This window comes from Microtetraspora sp. AC03309, assembly GCF_020826795.1.
Lineage (GTDB): Bacteria > Actinomycetota > Actinomycetes > Streptosporangiales > Streptosporangiaceae > Microtetraspora > Microtetraspora glauca.
In genome coordinates, this window is sequence record NZ_JADDIL010000530.1 from 1 (window position 1) to 439 (window position 439).

Annotated in this window: 1 pseudogene; it reads right to left on the reverse strand. The window is 67.2% G+C overall.

Annotated elements, in window-relative coordinates:
- A pseudogene (locus IMZ11_RS44210) lies at positions 1 to 392 on the reverse strand (aspartate kinase); the annotation flags it as partial.
- Positions 393 to 439: the final 47 nt, after the last annotated feature.

The following is a 439-nucleotide window of genomic DNA, read 5'->3' on the forward strand; positions in this document are numbered from 1 at the left end:
ACGATGACGCCCTCGTCCAGCGCATCGCGCAGGCGACCGGGGGTGACGTCGATGATCTTGGCGTTGCCGTGGGTGCCGGTGGTGACGATGCCGGCCTGCGAGCCGGTGAACGAGCGGGCCTGCGCACCGAGAGACTCGATGGCCATCGCGACCAGGGCGTTGGAGATGCGCTCACCGGCGGTCAGCAGCATGTCCATCTCGCGCGCAGGCGGGGCCGGGGAGACCTGGCGGGCCAGGTCGAGCAGGTCGTCGGTGGTGTCGCCCATCGCGGAGACCACCACGACGACGTCGTTGCCGGCCTTCTTCGTCTCGACGATCCGCTCGGCTACGCGACGGATCCGATCGGCATCCGATACCGAGGATCCGCCGTACTTCTGTACGACGAGCGCCACTGTCTAACCCTTCGAGCTTCGGGAATGAGTCCCAGACAGGATAAGGG